Below are 19,456 nucleotides of genomic sequence, written 5' to 3'. Positions count from 1 at the left end.
GAATCACTCCTCCGAATCTCAGGGGCAGGCGAATGGAGTGTGGAATGCGGAAGAACGACCCGCGCCGTGATGCGGCTTTGCACCGCGATTCCCGGGAAACCCGCAGGAACGCGCCGCCCCGGACGGCGCAGGAATGTGCCTCACCGGAGCTGGACGAACTCGACCGCGGCATCGTGCACGCCCTTCAGATCCACCCCCGTGCCCCCTGGACCCTCGTCGGTGAGGTGCTCGGCGTCGACCCGGTGACGGCGGCGCGGCGCTGGCAGCGCCTGGAGGACGCCGGACTCGCCTGGGTGACCGCGCATCCGCGGCTGGCCAACTCCCGGGTCGTGGCGACCGGCGTCATCGAGGTCGACACGGATCCCGGCGCCGCGGCGAACGTCGCACGGGCGCTGGCGGCGGACCACGCGGTGGTCAACGTCAAACTCACGGCGGGCGGCCGCGATGTGATCGCCGAGGTGCAGGTCCGGGACCTCAATGAGCTGCTTCGCCTCACCACCCGGCTGTTCCAGGGGACACCCCGGGTGCGGGCGACCCGGGCGCACATCTCCACGGGCATGCCCACGGAGGGCAGCCGATGGCGGCTCCGCAGCCTGGACAGCGACCAGTGCGCGCGGATCGACGCGGTCCTGCCCCCGTCGGCCCGGCCGGAGGACGACACCGCCGCGGGCTGGGACGCCCTGGACGCGCGGCTCCTCGAACTGCTCAGCGCCGACGGGCGCATGTCGATGCGCAAGCTGGCGGCGGCCACCGATGTGGGCCTCACCACGGTGCGCCGCAGACTGCACGCGCTGCTCCCGTCACGGATGAGCCTGCGCTGCGACCTCGCCCGCTCACCGTTCGGATGGCCGCAGTCCGCGGTCTACTTCGCGTCCGTACCGGCCCAGCACCTGGAGGAGACGAGCCGTGTGCTGTCCGGCTTCCGCGAGGTGCGCGCGTGCGCGATCATGGCGGGTCCGCACAATCTGGTGGTCGACGTCTGGCTGCGCGGCCTGAGCGATGTGCACGCCTTCGAGGCGCACCTCGCCCGGCGGCTGCCCCGCCTGACCGTCGACGACCGTTCGCTGGTCCTGCGCACGGTCAAACACATGGGCCGGCTGCTGGACGAGGACGGCCGCTCGGTGGGCGTCGTCCCGCTGCTGCACCCGTACGGCCCGCGCCCGTCCGACACGAGCCTCGCCGCGGACCCCGAAGGCCGTACCGTCCAGGCCGCGGACCGCTGACGGGCGTCCCGCGGGCCCCGGACACCGATGCCGCCGGTGTCCGGGGCGCGCGGGAACGCTGTGCCTCAGGCGCTGGGGACGAGGGAATCGTCCTCGGGGTGGGCGCCGGGGAGCTGGTGCCGGGCGGCGATCAGGGCGGCGTCGATGTCCCGGGTGCCGGTGACGACGCACAGCGTGTACGAGACGTCGGCGAGCCGCTGCCGCGCCTCGGGGCTGCCGTTCTCGGCGTGCAGCGCGCGGAGGGTCTCGTACTGCCGGATGAGGTCGGTCAGCACGGCGGGGTGGGCCATGAGCATGGCAGGCTCCTTCTTCTCCTGGGACGGGACGGGACGGGACGGGGCGGGGCGCGGCGTCGCTAGGCGTGGACCGGGATCCGGGCGGGCCGGGGCTCGGTCTCGACCTGGTCGCGGATCCGGGCGCAGCTGCGGGAGATGAGGCGGGAGACGTGCATCTGGGAGATGCCCAGCTCCTCCGCGATGCCGGCCTGGGTCATATCGCGGAAGAACCGCAGATACAGGATGTGCTGCTCCCGCTCCGGGAGTCGGTCAAGGCACGGCTTGACCGATTCCCGGGCGATGACGGTGTCGTAGCGGGTCTCGGACCGGCCCAGGGTGTCGGCCAGCGAATAGCCGTCGTCGGCGCCGGCGAGTTCGGCGTCCAGGGACAGGGACCGGAAGCTGTCAATGGCTTCCATCCCGGTCAGGACGTCCTCCTCGGTCATGTCGGCGGCCTCGGCGACCTGGGCCACGGTCGGGGAGCGGTCGGTGCCCTCGGCCGCGGCGAGGTCCTGAATGGTGGCGCGGACCCTGTTGCGCAGCTCCTGCACCCGCCGGGGGACATGGAGGTCCCAGGCGCAGTCGCGGAAGTACCGCTTGAGTTCCCCGACGATCGTGGGGATGGCGTAGGGCTGGAAGGCGCCTCCGCGCTGGGGGTCGTAACGGTCGACGGCCTTGACCAGGCCCAGGGCGGCGACCTGCTCCAGATCCTCCAGATTCTCCCCGCGGTTGCGGTAGCGGCGGGCGAGGCGGTGGGCCATCGGCAGCCATGCCTCGACCAGCTTCTCGGCCAGGGCCTCCCGCTCGGGTCCCTTGGGCGTGGCGGCCAGCCGCTCGAAGTCGGCCGCGGTGTCAGGGGTGTCGTCGTGGCGGCGGCGGGCGCCCGCGCACATGGCGCTCATCAAGGTCCTCTTCCCTCCCTGCTCGGTTCGCTGTTCAGCGGAGCGGGAGGCCGGCACGGCACATCTGGGGCTCATGGCGCGCGCCGCGCGCCTCCCGCCAGGTGTGCCTGCCTTCCGAAGCACCTTGGTCACTCACTCTTCTAGCCAGGGCCACAGAGCTCAAACCAATGAATTCATGAATTCTAGTTCGTGTGGCGTGGGTCACGCCGGGTTTGCGGTCGCGTCAATTGCCCATGACGCGACGCCAGATGGTGACGGTGGTCGCGGTCGCGGCGGAGAAGTCCTTCCCGGGGGAGCAGGCGGCGCGGTAGAAGGCCCGTTCGGTCAGCCAGCACAGGGCGTTTGCCAGCGCGGCGGCTCCTTCGGGGCCGCTCTCGTCGGGGATCCCCGCCCGCGTCAGCACCTGGGTCATGGTGCGGGCGAAGGCTTCGACCGTGTCGTTCCAGGCGGCTCCGATCACCGGGTGCAGCGCGGAGTAGTCCACGGCCGCCCGCATGACGGTGCCGTGCTCGCGCCAGACCCGCTCCACGCCCTCGACGGCCCGTGCCATCACCTCGACGGGCGGGGACGCCGCGTCCCGCGCCGTGCTGTCGGCCTCGGCCCGGATGGTGCGCAGGGTGCGCTCGACGAGGGCGGCGAGGACCTCGTGCTTGTTGCCGAAGTAGAAGTAGAGGGAACCGCGTGAGATCCCGGCGCCCTTGGCGATCGCCTCGACCGTGAGCTCCTCGAGGCCGGTGTGCTCGAGCAGCGCCTCGGCGGCGTCCAGGAGGGCCTGCTCGCGCAGGTCTCCCTTTCTCGGGGCGGCACTGCGCCTTCCCACGGTGATCTCCCCTGATCGACTCCTCCGAGCACTGTACGTCCGCCGGACAAGGACTCAGGACCCGTCCGGCGGCGGGTTCACGCGCTGGTGATCCGCGCTCCGTCGGGGAAGTCCGTCGTCCGCGACAGCTTCTCCCAGCCGCGGATGTCGTCGTCCACCGCCTGCCGGGCCGCCGCGACCAGGCGCAGCGCGTCCGAGCCCAGCACCAGATGGGCGGGGGGCTCGGGGACGTCGAGGATGTGCAGCAGCGCCTCGGCGGCCTTCCGCGGGTCGCCGAGCTGATTGCCGCTGGCCGCCATCCGCGCCTCGCGGATCGGCGTGAACAGCGCGTCGTAGTCGGCGATGGTCCGCTCCGCGCGGGTCATCGACCGGCCCGCCCAGTCCGTACGGAACGAGCCGGGCTCGACGGCCGTGACATGGATGCCGAACGCGGCGACCTCCTTACGGATGCTCTCGAGCATGCCCTCCAGCGCGAACTTGCTGCCGCAGTAGGCCGACATCCCGGGCACCGCCATCAGACCGCCCATGGAGGTCACCGCCATCAGGTGGCCCGCGCGGCGCTCGCGCATATGGGGGAGGACGGCGTGAAGTGTCGCCGCCGCCCCGAACACATTGGTCTCGAACTGCGCCCGGACCTCCGACAGCGGTGTCTCCTCGAAGATCCCCTCCAGGCCGTACCCGGCGTTGGCGATGGCCACATCGAGCGGACCGACGGCCGCCTCGACCTCGTCGACCACGGCACGCACGGCCACGTCATCGGTGACATCCAGCCGACGCCCATGGGCCCGTCCCGGCGCCAGGGCCTCGAACGCCTCCCGGTCGGCTTCCCGGCGCACGGTGCCGACCACCGTATGCCCCGCGTCGAGCGCTCCCTCGGCGAACGCCCGGCCGAGCCCACTGCTCACACCGGTGATCAGAAAGGTCTTCATCTCCGCTCACATCCCTTGGCCGCGGCAGCCGCGCCGCGCATAGGTTCTGGCCTCTCCTCCCTAAAATCTACACCACGTCGATTTTTTTCGTCGCGACGTCGTCCGGGGGTGCGGACCCCGACGAGAGCGGTCGCGCGGAGGTGGTCCCGAGGCCTGACCCCCACCCGCGCGCATGCGCCCCAAGACGGACGCCTTCGTGTGCCCCAGGCGGATGTGACCGAGATCACGCGGTGGGGGGAGTGGCTGATGAACGCCTGCTGCGTGCCGCTGGTGGCGTGGCGGCAACCGTGTCCCGGTAGCTGCCGAGCCTGCCCTTGTGGAAGACCAGGGGCTCCCCGGGGCCGGTGGCCATGCGCAGTACGCGGGCGATGACGATGAGGTGGTCGCCGCCGTCGAGCTCCTGCTCCGGTTCGCAGTCGATCCAGGCGACCGCGCCGTTGACGCGCGGGGCGCCGTCGGGGGAGGGGTGCCAGGGCACATCGGCGAACTTGTCGCCGCTCCTGCGGGACAGCGACCGGCACACCGCGTCCTGTCCCTCGGCGAGGACGCTGGCGCTGAACCGGCCGCCGCGGCGGACCCTGGGCCAGCTGCTGGAGGTGCGGGCGATGCTGAAGGCGACCAGCGGAGGTTCGAGGGAGAGCGACGCGAAGGAGCCGACGACCAGGCCGACGGGCCGCGCCGAGTCGGGTTCCACACCGGTCACCGCCACCACACCGGTGGGCAGGTGGGACATGACGTGCCGGAAGTCCAGCTGGTCCAGCTGGTCGGTCCCGAGGCCGGAGGCGGTGGTCGGGGCGGTGGACATGGTGATGCTCCCTTCGATGCGGTGGAACGGTTGACGTGGAACGGTTGAGATCGCGCACCGGTGCGCCGGCGGCCGGGCCGACGCACCGACGGGTCAGGCCAGTGCGCCCACGGCGCCCGGCAGTTGGCCGACCTCGCGCCGCGCCGCGCGGATCCTGGAGGCCGGATGGTCGGGCAGGGTGCGGCGCCGGCCCGCGCCGTAGAAGCTCTCGCGCAGGGTGGTGGCCCGCTCGTCGTAGGCCTCGCGGGCCAGGCCCTGCCGCCGCAGCTCCGGGAGCGCCAGCTCGATGAAGTCCTCCCAGCCGCCGGGCTTGGTCGCGTAGCTGAGGTTGAATCCGTCGAGGTCCGCCTTGTCCCGCCAGGCGCGCAGCTCGGCGGCGACGGTCCGCGGGGAGCCGACGATGACCGCGCCGGTGCCGCCGACGCCGATGAACTCGGCGATCTGCCGGGCGGTCCAGGTCCGGGTGGGGTCCGCCTTGGAGAACATCTCCACGATCGAGCGCGAGCCGTCCACGTCCGCGTACTGGAGCGGCATATCCGGGTCCAGCGTGCTCAGGTCGATCCCGGTCCAGCCCGCGTACCGGGCCAGCGCGCCCTCGTAGCTCACATTCGCCAGGTGGCGCTCGTACTTCTCCCGCGCCTGTGCGTCGGTGGGCGCGACGATCACGGTGATCAGGGCGAGGATCCGCACGCTCCTGGGGTCGCGGCCCGCCTGTGCGACCGCGGTCCGGATCCGGTCGACGCCGTGCCGGGTGAGCTCTGGTGTCATGGTGTTCACGAAGACCGCTTCGGCGTTCCGCGCGGCGAAGAGCAGACCGCGCGAGGAGGCACCGGCCTGGAAGAGCACGGGCGTCCGCTGCGGGGACGGCTGGCACAGGTGGACGCCGGGGACCTCGAAGTAGGTGCCCTTGTGGCCGATGGGGTGGATGCGCCGCGGATCGAGGTAGGCACCGGCCTCCGTGTCGCGGATGACCGCGTCGTCCTGCCAGGAGCTCTCCCACAGCTTGTAGCAGACCTCCAGGTACTCGTCCGCCATGTCGTAGCGCTTGTCGTGCGGGATCTGCGTACCGAGCCCGAGGTTGCGCGCGGCCGACTCGCTGTAGGAGGTGACGATGTTCCAGCCGACCCGGCCGGCCGTCAGATGGTCCAGCGTGCTGAACTTGCGGGCCAGCGCGTACGGCTGCTCGTACGTCAGGGACGCGGTGACGCCGAAGCCCAGGTGGCGGGTGACCGAAGCCATCGCCGGGACGATCAGGGCCGGGTCGTTGATCGGGAACTGGGCGGCGTCGCGCATCGCGGCGTCGGGGGACCCGCCATGGACGTCGTGATATCCGACGGTGTCGGCGAAGAAGACGCCGTCGAAGCAGGCGTCCTCCAGCATCCGAGCCGTGTCGGTCCAGTAGTGCACGTCGGTGTAGCGCCGGCCCTCGTCCTCCGGGTCACGCCAGGAACCCGCGGTCAGATGGGCGGGAGCGGCGACGTCGAAGGCGAAGAACTTCAGCGGCTGATTGCTCATGCTGCGCTCCAGGGCGAGAGGCGGGGCCTTCCTGCGGCGAGGGTTCCGCAGAGCACCTGAGATGGGAGAGTAGGAACGCTTCGACGTTCAGTATGCGAACGCGGCGTCCATATTCAGCATGCTGGAGTCTCGCGAGGGCCGGTGTCAACAGGCGGGCCCGACGCGCGATGTGCCCACGGCGGGGCGGAGTCGATAAATCGCCTACGGGGGGCCGGAAGGCCATACCGGGGCCGCGGCCCCCGGGGCGGGACGCCCCAGCTCTACGGGGTGTCCGGCGGACCACGCGGCGGAGCCTCCACGCGGCGGAGCCGCATGGCGATGCTTCGGGAAGGGGCGGGGAGGTGGAGCCAGTCCACCGCAGGGGGCCGCGACCCGTTGGAGACCCCTAGGTGGAGGGCGAGTCCTGCCAGAACGCCTCGGTCAGGCGGTCGACGGTGGACCGCATCTCCTCGAGGGCCTCGGGGATCCGGTCCCGGCCGAACCGGTACCGGGGGCCGTCGAGGGCCAGGATCGCCACCAGGGTCCCGGACGAGTCGCGGATCGGGCGGGCCAGGGACAGCAGCTCTTCCTCGAGTTCGTTGTCGATGACGCCGAAGCCCTGCTCACGGACCTGTTCCAGATCCCTGAGCAGGACCGCGCGATCGGTGATGGTGCGCGAGGCGTAGGGCTCCAGCCGCTCCGGCAGAAGCGCGAGCACCTGCTCCACGGGCAAGTCCGCGAGCAGGACCTTGCCGGTGGAGCTGGCGTGCAGGGGGTAGTGCTCGCCGACCATGTTCCGCGGCACGATGCTGACCACGTGGGAGCCCGCGGCCTCGGCGATCAACTCGACCCCGCCCCTGAGGTCCGGCACCGACAGGGTCACCGACTCGTTGAACCTGTCGGCCAGCTCCTGAAGCAGGGGCTGGGCGCGGGCGGCGAGGCCCGCGTGGGGGTCCGCGTAGCGGCCGAGCCGGGCCAGCTCCCAGCCCAGGATGTAGTTGTTGTCGACGCGATCGACGAGCCCGCTCTGCTCCAGGCTGTACAGCAGGCGGAAGGCGGTGGGCCGGGAGATCCCCGCCGCCTTCGCGAGGGTGGTGACGGTGGCTCCGGACCGGGGCTGGGCGGCCAACTCGCGGAGCAGCCGGACGCCTTTGGTCACGGACTTGTTGGTCATGTCCGCCGGTCCGGACGCGTCGCTCATGGGGCCCTTTCGTCGTGCCGATCGCCGTGCGGAGCCGCTCCGCGCGCGACCTTTCCCCCACCGTACCGTCGGCCTGTTCGGGGAGTGAACGCCGTCGCCGCGATGAGCCGGGAGCCGCGGCCGCGTGAGGTCTTGACAGTGGGGCGGCGTATGCGGCCCACTATCCGTACGCGTTGATATGAACGTCGCGTTCACTAAGTGGACGCACCTCGGAGTCGGGGCTCTACGAAGGAGGACTCACGTGCCCGGGCAGGCAGACGTCGTCGTCATCGGAGCCGGAGTCGCCGGCCTGATCACCGCTCGCGAACTCGGCCGGAAGGGAGCGCGGGTCGTCGTCCTCGAGGCGCGCGACCGGATCGGCGGCCGGACCTGGACCGATCACCGGCTGGGGCGGGACCTGGAGATGGGCGGCACCTGGGTGCACTGGGTCCAGCCGCACGTCTGGGCGGAGATCACCCGCTACGGACTGGAGATCACCCGCGGCCCCCGCTCGGAGGAGACCTACTGGCTCGCCGGTGACCAGGTGCGCCGCGGGACCCTGGACGACTTCATGCGGCTCATCGACCCGGGCATGACCCGGCTGCTGGAAGACACCATGAAGTGGATCCCCCGCCCGAACGCACCGCTGACCGTCCCACGGCTGGCCGACGTCGACCAGTTCAACCTCCAGGAGATGCTGGACGACCTCGAGCTGTCCATCGACGAGAGGAACGCCAACGAGGCCGCGTGGGTCGGCCACTTCAACGCCCCGCTCGACCGGTGCGCCTACACCAGCGCCCTGCGCTGGACCGCCGCCACCGCCGGGTCCTGGCACCTCATGCACGAGGCATCCGCGATCTTCCGGCTCACCGGCGGCACCCGGAGCCTGGTGGAGGCCATCGCCGCCGACGCGGAAGCCGACATCCGCCTGTCCGCACCGGTCCGTTCCCTCACCCACGACGCCCACGGCGCCGAGATCACCTACGGCGACGGACACACCATCACCGCCCGGCGTGTGGTGATCACCGTGCCGCAGAACGTCCTGCACCAGCTCGACATCGCCCCCGCGCTGCCGGACGGCAAGCTCCGCCCCAGCCTGGAGAAGACCGCCTCCCGTGGCGCCAAGGCGTGGATCCGGGTCCGCGGCCCCATCAAGCCCTTCTTCGCCTACTCCTCTCAAGCCCACCCCCTCGCCGTCGTGCGCACCGAGTTCATCGGGGAGGACGACGCCGTACTGGTCGCCTTCGGCCCGGACTCGACCCGGATCGACGTCAACGACCCGCGGGCCGTCGACGCGGCGCTGAAGGTCTGGCGCGACGACCTCGAGGTGGTCGAGGTCGGTGGCCACGACTGGATGGCCGATCCCTACTCCCAGGAGACCTGGCTGATCCAGCAACCCCACCACCTCACCCGCTATCACCGCGCCCAGCAGGAGAGCGCCGGAGTCCTGCACTTCGCCAGCAGCGACTACGCGAACATCTGGGCCGGTTTCATCGACGGCGCCATCGAAAGCGGCACCCGGGTGGCCCGCCAGGTCCACCGGGACCTCAAGCGGCCCTCCGGCGGCTGACCGGTACGCCGTGGTCCGCCCCTGAGGACCGCCTCAGGCGGTGATCTCCCGGTGCATGGTCCGGAGCTCGTGTGTCGCGGCCGGGAGGTCGAACTCCTCGGGGTAGGTGACGGCATCCTCCCAGTGGACGTACACCTGGTCCGATCGCGTCCAGGCCAGGAGGTCGACGATCCGCGTGAAGGCCGACGGAGCGAACGGCGGCACCGGATCCTCGTCCTCGCCCTCGAGGTACCTCGTCGTACGCAGTTCCCGCCCCGCCAGCAGGCGCAGCCAGGCCGCCGCCGCGTAGGCCGACTGCGACACGAGATGCCGCTCCGGGTCCTGGTCCTCGGAGTAGCACAACCCCACCTCGGTCAGCTGCTCATGAACCGCGTCGAGGTCGACCGGCTCGCCGGTGGCGGCTTCGCGGATGCCCCGCACCGCGTCCGGGGTCGAGAGCACGGGCTCGTCGCTCAACTCCTCGTCCTCCCGCTCAACGCGGTCGAGCAGGGGGGCGATCAGGCCGTAAAGGCGGCGCACCCGCTCATGCGGGTCCAGCTTCGCGGCGAACTGATCGATGGTCTCCAGCAGTTCGGAGTACGTCGTGTCCGTCATACCCGACTGGATAGCACGAGGCACGGACACGCAGGTCGTCGAGGTTCCGCGGCATGAGACACCAAAAGGTGTCCATTGACAGCGGCTCCTGTGGTCACGACCATATGGGATATGCATTCGACGCATCCGGGCGTGCTCTGCCGCTACGTGGACCATCTGCGCACCTCCAGCGCCCTCTGTCGCTGACCGGGCGGTCGCACCGCCCCCGGAGGCCCGGCACCCGTAGGCCGACCACCTCCTGCCACGTACAACCCGCCCGCCTCGAAAGGCAATTGACCCATGCCCGCATCTGCCCCAACATCCGCGTCGTCGGTCGAGTTCATCGGCATGATCGAGACCCAGGAGGTCTCCGAGACCCGGCCCGCCACCGGCCCGGCGGTCGACCCGGAGTACACCACCCGCTTCGCCCGCGCCCATGAGGACGCGGGCTTCGACCGGATCCTCATCGGCTACAGCTCCCGTCGGCCCGACGGAACCCAGGTGGCCGCGCACGTGGCGGCCCGGACCGAACGGATCGGCCTGCTCATCGCCCACCGCCCCGGTTTCGTCGCCCCCACCCTCGCCGCGCGGGGCTTCGCCACCCTCGACCGGTTCACCGGCGGGCGCGTGGCCGTGCACACCATCACCGGTGGCAATGACGCGGAGCAGCGCAAGGACGGCGACTTCCTGGGCAAGGAGGAGCGCTACCAGCGCACCGACGAGTACCTGGGCATCCTGCGGCGCGCCTGGTCCTCCGCCGAACCGTTCAGCCACGAGGGCCGCCACTACCGGTTCGAGGACTACTCCTCGCAGATCCTGCCGCACCGGGCCACCGGCATCCCGCTGTACTTCGGCGGCTCCTCCGAGGCCGCCTACCGGGTGGGCGGCAAGCACGCCGACACCTTCGCGCTGTGGGGCGAACCGCTCGCGGAGACCGCCGAGCAGATCGCCTCCGTACGCGCCGCCGCGGCAGCCGCCGGACGTGCCGAGGCGCCCGGGATCAGCGTGTCCTTCCGCCCGATCCTGGCGGCCACCGAGGAGCAGGCCTGGGAACGGGCCCACCGCGTCCTGGACACCATCAGGACCGGGGCCGGACGCCCGTTCTTCCACCAGCGGAACGGCGAGCGCGCACCCCAGAACGCCGGATCACAGCGGCTCCTCGCGGCCGCCGCCAAGGCCGACCGCCACGACCGGGCGCTGTGGACCCCCACCGCCACCGCGACCGGCGCGGGCGGCAACACCACCGCCCTCGTCGGCACTCCCGAGACGGTCGCCCAGGCGCTGCTGGACTATGTGGACATCGGCGCCACGACCCTCCTCATCCGTGGCTACGACCCGCTCGACGACGCCATCGACTACGGCCGCCATCTGATCCCCCTCGTACGCCAGGAACTCGCCCACCGCGCCACCACCGCGCTGGCCGCCTCGACCGCGTCCAGCCGCACGCCCCGGGGTTCGGCCGCCGCATGTACGAGCAGTACGCCCGGCAGCGGCTGCCGCGTACCGCCACGCCCCAGGGGCCCGCGCGCATGATGTTCGCGCCCGACCTCGTCGGCACCTCCGAGGACATCGCCACCGAGCTCGCCCCGGCACTGGGCTGGCAACCGGCCCCGTAGCCCTTATGTGTGAGAGTGGCCCCGCTGGTGTGAGTGCCCGTGCGCGTGGCCGTGCCCGTGTCCGTGTGCGTGCCCATGCCCGGCTCCCTCGGGCGGTGCGGGCACCGTGTCCCCGGCGCGCAGCGGGGCCGCCTCGTATCTGCCCTCGTGGGCGACGATCGGCCGCCGGTCGCCCGCGAGTTCGGGGTACCTCTCCTCCAGCTTCTGCCGGGACTCGGCGGTGCGCCGCATCGCGGTGACGTAGTCGCGGTCGCCGCGGTAGGTCCCCTTCCAGGTCTGCGGCATCCGCTCCGGTGGCGGTGGCACGGCGGCGGTGCCGCCGAGTGCGAAGCTGCTGGGGATCTTGCGGGTGGCGGTCCCGCACTCCGGGCAGCTCGGCAGCGGGGCCGTGAACGACTGGATCACCTCGAAGCGGTGCCCGGTCTCACACGCGAGTTCATAGATGGCCATCGGTCCTCCTCACCAGAGCGACAGCGAGCGGTCGAAGATCCCGGCGAGGTCGTCCTCGGTGACCTCGCGCGGGGCGGTGGCCAGCAGCCGTTGTTGCTTCATGGCGCCGTCCACCAGTGCGGGGATGTCGCCCTTGGCGTAGCCGACCCCGCCGATGCCGTCGGGCATGCCGATGTCGCGCATCAACCGCTGGATCGCGGTGGGCAGGTACTCGGCCGCGTCGGCGGGGCGTTCCATCTCCGGGGCGAGGAGTTCCGCGGCCCGCAGATGCCGTTCGGGCTGGGCTTGGAAGGTGAAGCGGAACGCCTCCGGCGCGGTGAGCGAGACGGCCATCCCGTGCGGCACCATCGGCTCGTGTGCGGGGTAGCCGGCCGGGTGGAAGTCCTTCACCCGCCCGGCGATCGGATAGGCGTTGGCGTGCGGGATGTGCACACCCGCGTTGCCGAAGCCGAGACCGGCGAAGGTGGCCGCCAGGGCCATCTCGGAGCGCGCCTCGGGGTCCTCCCCGTCGCGGACCGCGGTACGGAAGGACCGCGCGAGCAGGTGCAGCGCCCGCTCCGACCACGCGTCGGAGATGGGATTGGCGCCGCAGTACGGCACCCGCTGCTCGGGGTGTTTGCGCGGATAGGTGTCGTACGGGCGGGCCGTGTAGCTCTCCAGCGCGTGGCACAGGATGTCCATGCCGCTGGCGGCGGTCACCCCGGCGGGCAGGGTGAAGGTCAGGTCCGGGTCGATGACCGCGAGCGTGGGCCGCAGCCGGGCGTGGCTGATGCCGGTCTTCACCTTCAGCTCCAGCACGTCGAGCACGCAGATGGTGGTGGACTCCGAGCCGGTGCCGGTGGTGGTGGGGACCGCGACCAGCGGTTTGAGCGGATTCTCGGGCGTCCGTGCCCGGCCCACGGGCGCGTTGATGTAGTCCATCAGCGTGCCGGGGTTGGTGCTGAGCAGATTGACGGCCTTGGCGGTGTCGATGCTGGAGCCGCCGCCCACCGCGACGAAGGCGTCCCACGGGCCCGACGCCCGCGCGTGGTCGACCGCTTCCCGCAGGCTGACGTCGGTGGGTTCCACATGCGCGCCGTCGAAGACATGGGCCTCGATGCCGAACGCGGTCATCCGTTCGGCGATGCGGTGTGGCGCGCCGGTGGCGGCCACGCCGGCGTCGGTGATCACGAGGACCCGGTGGACCCCGTGCTGGGAGAGGTCGAAGCCGATCTCGTCGGATGCTCCCGGGCCGAACTTCAGCGCCGGGGCGCCGTAGGTGAACACGGACTCGGGTCGGGCCGGAACGGTGCTGCTCATACGCGTCCCTCCTGGGGATCGGAGTAGGTCCCGGCGGCGCGGCGAGCCGGGCTCGGAGCGCCGGCCGGGTCCGGACGATCAAGCGTAGAAGCCATCGGGGGCGAGCCGCATCGAGCGCAGCTGCTCGGCGTCGTGGCCGAAGACGACGGTGGCGTCCGACCGTTCGGCGATGCCGCGGATCTTCTCCACCGACGCGTACCAGGCGGTCAGGTCGTTGACGATGGCGGCGGGGGTGGCCGGCGGGCCGTAGGAGTCACCCATGTAGACGGCGTCCGAGGTGAACAGCATCGTCCCGGTCTCCGGCAGGTCCACCTTCATCGACATGGTGCCGGGGGTGTGCCCCGGGGCCTCGATGAGCGTGACACCGGGCAGGATCTCGGTGTCGCCGCTGACGGTGTCGAAGTCAGCCGCCGCGTAGTCCGTCTTGAGGTGGGCACCGTTGAAGGCGCCCTCGAAGCCGAAGGCGAACTCCTTCTCCTTCTCGTGGCACACCAGCCGCGCGCCGGTGCCGGTGAACATGCCGATGTTCCCGGCGTGGTCGAAGTGCAGATGGGACAGGACCAGATAGTCGATGTCCCGCGGCTGGACGCCGAGCTGGCCGAGCCGCGCGTCGAGGTATTCCTCGTCACTCACCTGGTCGTAGGGGAAGTACTCCTGGAGGCCGGTCGGGGCCCAGCGGGTCTCCCAGTCACGGGGGCAGCTGGTGTCCCACAGCAGCGTCCCCTCGGGGGTCTCCACCAGTACGCAGTGGGTGGTGCAGGAGTACCACTCCGGGGGCCGCTGGCGCTCGGTGCGCGTGCGCATCGTACGGCCCGCCTTGAGCAGCAGCCACGTCAGATCGCAGCTCATCGCTCCGCAGCTCAGGACGTGGACCTTGGTCGCGGTCTTCGCGGTCATGGAGCTTCACCTCCGGTCGGGACGGCCGCCCAAGGGCCGGGCGGCGGTCATGGATCAAGGGGTTTGGGCGGACTCGGTGTGATCGAGGGGCTGACCGGGCTGGAGGTCGCGCCCGCGGGGCTCGCGGACGATCAGCGCGCACACCAGCCCGACGAGTGCCGCGCCCGCCCAGATGGAGGCGATCGGCCAGGAGGCGCCGTCGGCCGCGCTGACCAGGGCGCCCGCCACGAGCGGCACGAACCCCGCCACCACACCGCCGAGTTGATAGCCGATCGAGGTACCGGTGTAGCGGACGTCCGCGGGGAACAGTTCCGCGTACATCGCCGCCGTGGGCGCGTACATCCCCGCGTGTGCCACGGCGAGCGCGAGCAGCATGGCCAGCCAGGTGAGCCCGGTCTGCCCGGTGGCCAGCAGCCAGAAGAACGGGAAGGCGAGCGCGGCCGCGAATCCGGCGGCGCCCATGAACACGGGGCGCCGGCCCCGGCGGTCCGACAGCGCGCCGAAGCAGGGCACCGCCAGCCCCTCGGCCACCGCCGCGATGAGCATCCCGGTCAGCAGCACACCCCGCGACAGATCGAGATGGGAGGAGCCGTAGGACAGTACGAAGACCGAGACGATGTAGAAGGGGACACCGGCCGAGACATACATGCCGACGGTGAGGGCGATCGCCTTCCAGTGGTGGCGGAACGCCTCCATGGCCGGCATCTTGCGCGCCCGCCCCGACGCCTTCACCCGGGCGAACGTCCGGGTCTCGGTGATGCGGGAGCGGAGGAAGAGACCGACCCCGATCAGCAGGACGCTGAGCAGGAAGGGGATGCGCCAGCCCCAGGCGAGGAGGTCGTCATCGGGCAGCGTGGAGACCACCGCGAACACGGTCGACGACAGCACAAGCCCCAGCGGCACCCCCATCTGCGGCAGGCTCCCGTAGAACCCCCGGCGGTCGCGTGGCGAGGACTCCACGACCATCGTCACCGCGCCGCCCCACTCGCCACCGACGGCGAACCCCTGGAGGAAGCGCAGCGTGACCAGCAGGACGGGTGCCCAGAGGCCGATGGTCCGGTAGCCCGGCAGCAGACCGACGACGACGGTCGCCGCGCCCATCAGGAACAGCGTGAGCATGAGGACGTTCTTGCGCCCCACACGGTCGCCGAAGTGACCGAAGATCACTCCGCCGAGCGGGCGGGCGATGAAGCCGACCGCGAAGGTGCCGAACGCGGCCAGGGTGCCGGCCGTCGGTGAGAAGTCGGGGAAGAACTCCGTGCCGAAGACCAGCGCCGCGGCGAGGCCGTAGATGTAGAAGTCGTACCACTCGATCGTGGTGCCGATCATTCCGGCCAGCGCCGTTCTGCGGATGGCCACCCGGGATGCTGCCTGGTGATGTCCTTCGGCTCTGGCGTCGGGTGCCGCGTCGGTAACGGGGATATGGCTCATGCGGGTGCGCTGCTCTCGTCTTGGGGAGTCGGGTGAACCCTCTGGCGGGATCGGAGGGTTGGCACCTGGGGTCAGAGGGTTGGCACCATGCCGCCGTCACAGCGGAGGGCGGTGCCCGTGATGTACGCGGCCTGGGCGCTGCACAGAAACGCGGCGGCGGCGCCGAACTCATCGGGTTCGCCGTAGCGCCCGGCCGGGATCGTCGCCTTGGACGCGGCCTCGATCTCGTCCAGCGGCCGGCCGGTGCGCTGGGCGGCGGCCTCGTCGATCTGCCGGGCCCGTGGGGTGGCGATGCGCCCGGGCAGCAGGGAGTTGACCGTCACGCCCTGTGCGGCCACCTCGGCGGCGAGCGTTTTGAGGTACCCGGCGAGCGCCGCCCGTCCGAGGTTGGACAGCGAGAGGTTCGGCAGGGGCGCCTGCACGCTCGTCGAGCTGATGCTCAGGATGCGGCCCCAGCCCTTCTCGACCATGGCCGGCAGGGTGCCCCGCACCAGGATCTCCTGGGGGGTGACCAGCGTGGCGATGGCCTGCGCGACCCCGGCGGTGTCGATGGCGCGAGCCGGTCCGGGCGCGGGGCCCGGCCCGTTCAGTACGAGGATGTCGAGGTCGCCGACGGCGTCGCGGGCGGCCGTGAGAAGCCGCTCGGCGCCACCGTCCGCGACCAGGTCACAGCCCACGCCGACCGCGCCCGGCAGCTCGCCCGCCACTTCCTTGGCGCGCTCGGCCGACCGGCCGGTGACCACGACGCTGACCCCTTCTTCCGCCAGGGCCCGGGCGGTCGCCCGGCCGAGGCCGGACGTGGATGCGCAGATGAGAGCGGTTTTGCCTGCCAGACCGAGTTGCATGGCACCCTTCCTTTTTCGGCTTGTGCCGTCTGAAATATAAGACGCTGTCTTATATGCAAACCAGATGGTGCCCACGGGGGAGTGCCACGTCAAGGCTTGACGCACGCCGAAGTCGAGAGTCAGACTCCGGTTTCTCGGACAGCGTCCAATATCTCGTCACTGGTCGAACGGCCATTGACACCCGTACATCGAGAGGCAGGACCGTGACCGTCACCCAGCCCCCAGTGCCGTCCGCAGCCCCGAAACGGCCTCGCGTGGCGCGGCAGCGCCCCCGGTGGTCCGAGCTCCGCGAGGTTCTGCGAGTACGCCGGCCGACCCTCAACCCGGTCGAGCGGCGGCTCGGGGCCGCGCTGAGCATCCGCGATCTCCGCAAGGTGGCGGTGCGTACGACGCCGCGCGCGGTGTTCGACTACGTGGACGGCGCGGCCGACGCGGAGCTGACGGCGCGGCGGAACAGGGCGGCCTTCGCGGCGGTCGAACTCGTGCCGGAGTATCTGTCGCCGGTCGACCATCCGGACCTGTCCACGCGGGTGTTCGACCGGGAGATCGCGATGCCGCTGATCTTCGCGCCGACCGGATACACCCGGATGATGCACCACGAGGGCGAGGCGGCGGTCGCGCGCGTGGCCGCCCGCCACGGCCTGCCGTACACGCTGTCCACCGTGGGCACCTCGACCGTCGAGGACGTCGCCGAGGCGGCTCCCGGCGGCGAACACTGGTTCCAGCTCTATCTGACCCGCGATGAGCGCCTCAACGCGGAACTCCTCGACCGCGCGCTCGCGGCCGGATTCACCACCGTGGTCCTCACCGTGGACACCCCCGTGGCGGGCCGCCACCCCAAGGACATGCGCAACGGCCTCACGATCCCGCCGTCGCTCACCCTGCGGACGCTGTTCGGCATGGCCCGCTACCCGTCCTGGGTACTCAACAAGCTGACCACGGCCCCGATCGCGTTCGCGTCGCTGCGCGGCATGACCGGCGAGACGGATGTGATCGACGCCGTACGGGTGGCCGACGTGGTCTTCGAACCGACGCTGAACTACGACCATCTGGCGTGGCTGCGCGCCAACTGGCCGCACCGGCTGCTGGTCAAGGGCGTCCTCAGCCCGCGCGACGCGCGCCGCGCCGTCGAGACGGGCGCGGACGGTGTGGTCGTGTCCAACCACGGCGGACGGCAGCTCGACCGCACCCCCGCCACCCTCACGGTGCTGCCCGGGATACGCGAGGAGCTCGGCCCCGACGCCACGGTGATCCTCGACAGCGGTGTCACCCACGGCCAGGACATCCTCGCCGCGCGGGCGCTCGGGGCGGACGCGGTCATGATCGGCCGCGCCTATCTGTACGGCCTGATGGCCGGTGGTGAGCGGGGCGTGGAGCGCGCCGTCACGATCCTGCGCGAGGAGTACTCACGCAGCCTCCAGCTGCTCGGGCTGAAGGCGAGCGACGCCATCGAGCGGCACCACGTGCGGATGCCGTGAGGTCGTACGAGGTGAGCGGCCGTATGCCGTGAGCGGTGTGGGAATGGCAGCGGGCCCGCCGGGGAGGCGGGCCCGCTGGCCGGTCCCGGCTCAGGAGACCCGCTGGGGAACGCTCAGCGGGTTCGCGTCGCGCAGTGCGGGCGGCAGCAGGTGCTGCGGCACGCCCTGATACGCGACCGGCCGCAGGAACCGGTGGATGGCCTCGGTCCCCACCGAGGTCGTGGCCGGTGCCGTGGTGGCCGGGTAGGGGCCGCCGTGCTGCTGCGCGTAGGTGACCGACACGCCCGTGGGCCACTGGTTCCACAGCACCCGTCCGGCCTTGGCGGCCAGCAGCCTGATCAGCTCCGCGGCGATGGTGTCGTCGTCCTCGCCCTGGATGGACGCGGTGAGCTGTCCGTCGATGGCCTTCGCCACGTCCAGCAGTTCGCTCTCCTCCGCGTACTCCACGACCAGCGCGGTCGGCCCGAACACCTCCCGGATGAGCGCATCCGGGTCGCGGAGCAGGTCGGCCGAGGTCGTGCGCAGCACCGTCGGCGACGGTTCGGCGCCGTCGTGGTCGCCACTCACCACGACGCGCACCCCGGCCGTGTCGCGCAGCTCCCGCACCGCACTCGCGTAGGAGGTCCGGATGCGCTCGTTGAGCAAGGTGAGCGGCGCGCCCGGGACCGCGCCGGGCAGCTCGTCCACCAGCTTGGCCGAGGCCGGGACCAGCAGGACGCCGGGCTTGGTGCAGAACTGCCCGGCGCCGAGGGTGAACGACCCGACGAACTCCGAGACGATCGCGGCCCCGCGCCGCGCGGCGGCGGCCTCCGTCACGAACACCGGGTTGACGCTGCCGAGTTCACCGAAGAACGGGATGGGCTCCGGACGGCCGCTCGCGAGGTCGAAGAGCGCCCGGCCCGCCTCGGTCGATCCGGTGAACGCGCCCGCCTTGACCCGCGGATCCACGATCGCGGCCCGGCCCGCCTCCGTCCCGAAGACCACGTCGAAGAGCCCATCGGGCGCGCCGGTGGACCGCAGCGCCCGCTGTACGACCTCCGCCGTGGCCGCCGAGAGCCTGGGGTGGCCGGAGTGGGCCTTGACCACGACCGGGCAGCCCGCCGCGAGCGCCGAGGCGGTATCCCCGCCCGCCACGCTGAACGCGAACGGGAAGTTGCTCGCGGAGAAGACGACGACCGGGCCGAGCGGTTCGAGCACCCGGCGCAGATCGGGCCGCGGGCCCATCGGCCACGCGGGGTCGGCACGGTCGATCGTCGCCCCGAGGTACGCGCCCCGCTTCACCGTCTCGGCGAAGAGCCGGAGCTGGAACACCGTGCGGACCATCTCGTTGCGCAGCCGGGTCTCCCCGAGGGAGGTCTCCTCGTCCGCGATGGCCACGAGCTTCGGCGCGGCCTCTTCGAGCGCGGACGCGATGGCCTCGAGAAACGGGGCGCGGGCGGCCGGTTCGAGGCGGCTCCACCGCTCGAACGCGCCTGTGGCGGCGTCGAGTTTCCGCACCAGCTCCAGCGCGTTTGTCGCATCGGTCATCAGGCGTGCTCCCCTTATGATGTCTTAAATATGAGACGTAATCTCACTCTCGAGACACAGTTGCATGCGTCGGCGCCTCCGTCAACGCGCTTGACGGCCGCCGAGGCGGGCTCACATACTCAACCCGTAAGACAATGTCTGA

Annotated in this window: 18 protein-coding genes and 1 pseudogene; 5 read left to right on the top strand and 14 right to left on the bottom strand. The window is 71.4% G+C overall.

Annotation, left to right across the window (positions count from 1 at the left end; translation table 11 throughout):
- Nucleotides 1–44 precede the first annotated feature (44 nt).
- On the top strand, nt 45–1,223 hold the full coding sequence (locus tag ACJX2R_RS09180) for an Lrp/AsnC family transcriptional regulator (protein WP_413099619.1): 1,179 nt from the start codon (nt 45–47) through the stop codon (nt 1,221–1,223).
- Nucleotides 1,224–1,288: 65 nt separating this feature from the next.
- On the opposite strand, the gene ACJX2R_RS09175 is transcribed toward ACJX2R_RS09180, so the two are convergent.
- From ACJX2R_RS09175 to ACJX2R_RS09145, 7 genes are all read right to left on the bottom strand, one after another.
- Nucleotides 1,289–1,519 carry a DUF5133 domain-containing protein gene (locus ACJX2R_RS09175; RefSeq protein ID WP_413099618.1) on the bottom strand — a complete coding sequence of 77 codons (231 nt, stop codon included), beginning with the start codon at nt 1,517–1,519 and terminating at the stop codon, nt 1,289–1,291.
- A 59-nt stretch (nt 1,520–1,578) separates the two neighbouring features.
- The gene (locus tag ACJX2R_RS09170; protein ID WP_413099617.1) at nt 1,579–2,400 is read right to left on the bottom strand and encodes a SigB/SigF/SigG family RNA polymerase sigma factor; all 822 of its coding nucleotides are present in this window, start codon (nt 2,398–2,400) and stop codon (nt 1,579–1,581) included.
- A 223-nt stretch (nt 2,401–2,623) separates the two neighbouring features.
- Nucleotides 2,624–3,220: a TetR/AcrR family transcriptional regulator gene (locus tag ACJX2R_RS09165; RefSeq protein ID WP_413099616.1), complete on the bottom strand. Its 597-nt coding sequence runs from the start codon at nt 3,218–3,220 to the stop codon at nt 2,624–2,626.
- Between the two features lie 77 nt (nt 3,221–3,297).
- Entirely contained in the window at nt 3,298–4,149 is an 852-nt protein-coding gene (locus ACJX2R_RS09160; RefSeq protein WP_413099615.1) for an oxidoreductase, read from the bottom strand.
- Nucleotides 4,150–4,372: 223 nt separating this feature from the next.
- Nucleotides 4,373–4,954 (bottom strand): flavin reductase family protein, encoded by a 582-nt coding sequence (locus tag ACJX2R_RS09155; protein ID WP_413099614.1) that lies wholly within the window; start codon nt 4,952–4,954, stop codon nt 4,373–4,375.
- A gap of 93 nt (nt 4,955–5,047) precedes the next feature.
- Complete coding sequence (locus ACJX2R_RS09150) at nt 5,048–6,469, bottom strand: LLM class flavin-dependent oxidoreductase (protein ID WP_413099613.1); 1,422 nt, start codon at nt 6,467–6,469, stop codon at nt 5,048–5,050.
- A gap of 385 nt (nt 6,470–6,854) precedes the next feature.
- A complete protein-coding gene (locus ACJX2R_RS09145; protein ID WP_413099612.1) occupies nt 6,855–7,649 on the bottom strand; it encodes an IclR family transcriptional regulator in 795 nt (264 codons plus the stop codon).
- Nucleotides 7,650–7,890: 241 nt separating this feature from the next.
- On the opposite strand from ACJX2R_RS09145, the gene ACJX2R_RS09140 reads away from it, so the two are divergent.
- Entirely contained in the window at nt 7,891–9,198 is a 1,308-nt protein-coding gene (locus ACJX2R_RS09140; RefSeq protein ID WP_413099611.1) for a flavin monoamine oxidase family protein, read from the top strand.
- 33 nt (nt 9,199–9,231) lie between these two features.
- Here the strand turns inward: ACJX2R_RS09140 and ACJX2R_RS09135 are convergent, their stop codons facing one another.
- Entirely contained in the window at nt 9,232–9,792 is a 561-nt protein-coding gene (locus ACJX2R_RS09135; protein WP_413099610.1) for a hypothetical protein, read from the bottom strand.
- A 279-nt stretch (nt 9,793–10,071) separates the two neighbouring features.
- On the opposite strand from ACJX2R_RS09135, the gene ACJX2R_RS09130 reads away from it, so the two are divergent.
- Together ACJX2R_RS09130 and ACJX2R_RS09125 are read left to right on the top strand one after the other, a co-directional pair.
- Nucleotides 10,072–11,304, top strand: a complete 1,233-nt coding sequence (locus ACJX2R_RS09130) for an LLM class flavin-dependent oxidoreductase (protein ID WP_413099609.1) — start codon at nt 10,072–10,074, stop codon at nt 11,302–11,304.
- Nucleotides 11,232–11,387, top strand: a pseudogene (locus ACJX2R_RS09125) (LLM class flavin-dependent oxidoreductase); the annotation flags it as partial. The gene ACJX2R_RS09130 and the pseudogene ACJX2R_RS09125, both read left to right, overlap by 73 nt.
- Before the next feature lie 3 nt (nt 11,388–11,390).
- Here the strand turns inward: ACJX2R_RS09125 and ACJX2R_RS09120 are convergent.
- The 5 genes from ACJX2R_RS09120 to ACJX2R_RS09100 form a co-directional block, all read right to left on the bottom strand.
- Complete coding sequence (locus ACJX2R_RS09120) at nt 11,391–11,837, bottom strand: FmdB family zinc ribbon protein (protein WP_413099608.1); 447 nt, start codon at nt 11,835–11,837, stop codon at nt 11,391–11,393.
- A gap of 9 nt (nt 11,838–11,846) precedes the next feature.
- The gene (locus ACJX2R_RS09115; protein WP_413099607.1) at nt 11,847–13,136 is read right to left on the bottom strand and encodes a hydroxyacid-oxoacid transhydrogenase; all 1,290 of its coding nucleotides are present in this window, start codon (nt 13,134–13,136) and stop codon (nt 11,847–11,849) included.
- Nucleotides 13,137–13,214: 78 nt separating this feature from the next.
- Nucleotides 13,215–14,033, bottom strand: coding sequence for an N-acyl homoserine lactonase family protein (locus ACJX2R_RS09110; protein WP_413099606.1), 819 nt, complete (start codon nt 14,031–14,033; stop codon nt 13,215–13,217).
- Between the two features lie 54 nt (nt 14,034–14,087).
- Nucleotides 14,088–15,392: an MFS transporter gene (locus ACJX2R_RS09105; RefSeq protein ID WP_413099605.1), complete on the bottom strand. Its 1,305-nt coding sequence runs from the start codon at nt 15,390–15,392 to the stop codon at nt 14,088–14,090.
- 143 nt (nt 15,393–15,535) lie between these two features.
- Nucleotides 15,536–16,309 (bottom strand): SDR family oxidoreductase, encoded by a 774-nt coding sequence (locus tag ACJX2R_RS09100; RefSeq protein ID WP_413099604.1) that lies wholly within the window; start codon nt 16,307–16,309, stop codon nt 15,536–15,538.
- Nucleotides 16,310–16,563: 254 nt separating this feature from the next.
- Between ACJX2R_RS09100 and ACJX2R_RS09095 the strand changes: the two genes are divergently transcribed.
- Complete coding sequence (locus ACJX2R_RS09095; protein WP_413099603.1) at nt 16,564–17,787, top strand: alpha-hydroxy acid oxidase; 1,224 nt, start codon at nt 16,564–16,566, stop codon at nt 17,785–17,787.
- A gap of 90 nt (nt 17,788–17,877) precedes the next feature.
- On the opposite strand, the gene ACJX2R_RS09090 is transcribed toward ACJX2R_RS09095, so the two are convergent.
- On the bottom strand, nt 17,878–19,314 hold the full coding sequence (locus ACJX2R_RS09090; protein ID WP_413099602.1) for an aldehyde dehydrogenase (NADP(+)): 1,437 nt from the start codon (nt 19,312–19,314) through the stop codon (nt 17,878–17,880).
- Nucleotides 19,315–19,456: the final 142 nt, after the last annotated feature.

The organism is Streptomyces sp. Inha503, from assembly GCF_047215865.1.
Classification (GTDB): domain Bacteria; phylum Actinomycetota; class Actinomycetes; order Streptomycetales; family Streptomycetaceae; genus Streptomyces; species Streptomyces lycopersici.
This window is presented reverse-complemented; position numbering and strand designations above follow the sequence as displayed.